Below are 2,695 nucleotides of genomic sequence, written 5' to 3' on the forward strand. Positions count from 1 at the left end.
CCCCACCGTTGCTTCCAGTCAGCCCCAGGGCACCCGCTTGTGCCGCGGAGACCTGCCAGTTTCCCTCTGGGAGCACTTCGCCCATGCCCACGCCGCCATCGCCCGGCATGCCTGGGAAGCCATTCGGGCCCTTGCCTCCCCTGCCTCCCTCACTATTGCTACAAGTGCATGAGCCGCCATCGTCACCGACATCGCAGCTCAACTGAGTGGAAGCACCCTTGGCCCCCCCGACGCCTCCGTCCGTGATCGGTCGGCCGTTGGTTCCAAGCCCGCCGCTGTTGGCAGTGCCACCAGTACCTCCAGGTCCACCGGCGAACGAAGGCGTACAGGCCGCGCTTCCTCCATCCCCTCCCACAGGATTGTTGGTGGCAAGCCCATCGATGCCTGCGAGCCCTTGGAAGCCCGTCCCTCCGCGATCCCCGGGGCGGCCTTCTGAGCCGTTGGCGCCGCGTCCCGCTTCCAGGATGGAATGGCGAAGCCGAACCTCCTGGGTGTTGATGGCACGCAGCGCTACGGAGGGATGGCCCGGCGTCGCGACCGTGGTCGAAATGACATGGAGCCGGTCGAGGAACACGCCGCCATCCGTCACACCCACCACCGTGACGGCATACGGCCCGGACTGGATGACGCTGGGCTCCTGGGTCGGACGCAGCCAATTGTTCCCGGTATGCGTGTAGCCACCGTGAATGGACACGGGCGCGGTGACCTCCACCGGTGTGGTCTCGGCGTAGGTGCCCAAGGCGAGGTAGACATTGCTCCGGCCTCCGTCCGATTGCTGCACCAGCTGGAGGGCACGGGAGAGGGTTTTCAGAGGCGCATCCCGAGTGCCTCGGTTGTCACCCGTGTCTTCACCCGCTGGATCCACGAAGTACCCGAGCGCAGGATCACCATCCACGCCGTCGCAGTCGGTGTCCACCCCCAGTTCATCGGGGTAGTCGGGGCCGGCAGTGGGGATGCAGTCATAACCGGCGTCGCCCGCGTCGCCCGCATCCGTGCCACCGTCCCCGTTCGCCTGCGGTCCGCAGCGGCCCTCGCCCTGACAGTTTTCATAGGCCGCTTGGAAATCACTGCACCCGCCCACGCTGAGCACCGCACCGAACACCGCGCTCAGCGCGCCGACCTTCCAGAGGTTCCGCATGGCTTTCCCCGTGCTCACTGCCAGGTCCCGGCGAAGCTCAAGCCGCCACCCTGCGGCGTGAGCGTCACGGACGGCTGAACATTCGTCTGCTTCACCGGCAGGAAGTACATCAGCGCGCCCGCCGCGACGGCCGCCGCGCCAACGCCAATTCCCACCACGCCAATCGTCTGCGAGCGCTTGCCGGAGTCGCGCACCTTCTCCGCCTGCTCCAGCGTCGGGAACTCGTTGTTGTTCAGGTCGCTGAGCTTCCCGCGCGACTGCACGAAGAACACCGTCCCCACACCCGCGAGCACCACGCCGCCCGCCGCGGGCACCCAGGCCCACTTGCGGCGTCCCGGCGTCTCCACTGTCGGCGTGTCCGTCAGCCCCAACTCGGTGGGCGGCTGCACGCCCGGCGTCAGGTCCGGCCCCGGCACCGGCTGCTTCACACCCGGCGTCACGTTGGGCGTCTGCGCCACGGGCGGCGTCACCGGCGGCGCCACCGGCTCCGGACGCAGCACCCGCAGCGTGCGCGGCACCACCACGTCCAGCGACTTGTTGAGCGCGTCCAGCACCTGGTCCTCGCTCACGCCAGGGACCGACTCCTCGACGAGCGGCGCGCCGTCCTGCGCCGTGTACACGCGCACGCCCGCTTTGTACGCGTTCAGGTACGGACCAATCTCCGTCACCATCACCACGTCCGTCTTCGCCGCCACGCCCAGCGACGCGATGCAGGACGGCTGCGTGCGGTTGCAGCGCATCATCGCCGTGCGCTTCTTCTTCGGCAGCGTGCGCGTCACGTCCTCCACGCGGATCACCTCCAGGCCCCGGGCCTTGAGCTGCTCGGCCACGTGCTCCTGGGCGGTTCCAACGAGGTAGCGCGGCGTTCCCCGCGTCACGTCCGTGGGCGCCAGCAACACGGTGACGGGTTTCGCGGAGGAGGCGGGTGCGGGCGCCTGGGCGACCACCAGGGTGAGCGCGGCGAGGAAGGGGATCAACACGGGAGCACTTTCTCCCTGACCCGCCCTCCTCGCAAGGTCAGGATTCGCTGACCCGGGTGGTGGGACAGGGCCCCACCCACCCGGGGGTGACACCGGTGTCCGGCGCCGGGCGCCCCGCGTGGATGTTTCACGTCGCCGTGGCCGGGGAAGCCCGGACAGGGTCCCCGTGCCTTCCGGCGGCTACCGGCGCGGACGCTCCGGCGCCGGGCGGATCTGCGTCTTCTCCGACGTGTTCAGCTCCGTCTTCGGCCGGTCGTCGTCCTCGTCCTCGTCGTCCGAGGGCGGTGGAGGAGGACCCGGCGGACGGCGCGTGGGCGTGGCACCCGCGCGCAGCGTGTTGGACGGCGGCGTACCGGGACGCGCCGGAGCGGGCGGCGGACGGCGCGGCGGCGGCGTGTTGCGCGCGGGCGGGGCCTCCGCGAGCAGGTCCTCGGACACCTGCACCAGCGGCTCGGACGCAGGAGTCGCGCGGGTGTCCTCCTGCTCCGCGAAGGGGTTGCGCGTGGGCGGCGGCGTCTTGTCGTCGTCCTGCGGCGGCGGCGGGCGCGGCGGCAGCGAGGGGCGCAGCGCCGGAGCG

General features: G+C 70.6%; 2 protein-coding genes and 1 pseudogene. All 3 read right to left on the reverse strand.

The window, feature by feature from the left end:
• Window positions 1–1,138: DUF1565 domain-containing protein (locus tag D7Y21_RS40975; protein WP_121718599.1), on the reverse strand; the 1,138-nt coding region annotated here is incomplete at its 3' end.
• A gap of 14 nt (window positions 1,139–1,152) precedes the next feature.
• Window positions 1,153–2,118, reverse strand: coding sequence for a hypothetical protein (locus tag D7Y21_RS40980; protein WP_147469535.1), 966 nt, complete (start codon window positions 2,116–2,118; stop codon window positions 1,153–1,155).
• A gap of 180 nt (window positions 2,119–2,298) precedes the next feature.
• Window positions 2,299–2,695 (reverse strand): annotated as a pseudogene (locus D7Y21_RS40985) (CpaF family protein); the annotation flags it as partial.

It is taken from the genome of Corallococcus sp. AB045 (genome assembly GCF_003668895.1).
In the GTDB taxonomy this organism is placed as follows: domain Bacteria; phylum Myxococcota; class Myxococcia; order Myxococcales; family Myxococcaceae; genus Corallococcus; species Corallococcus coralloides.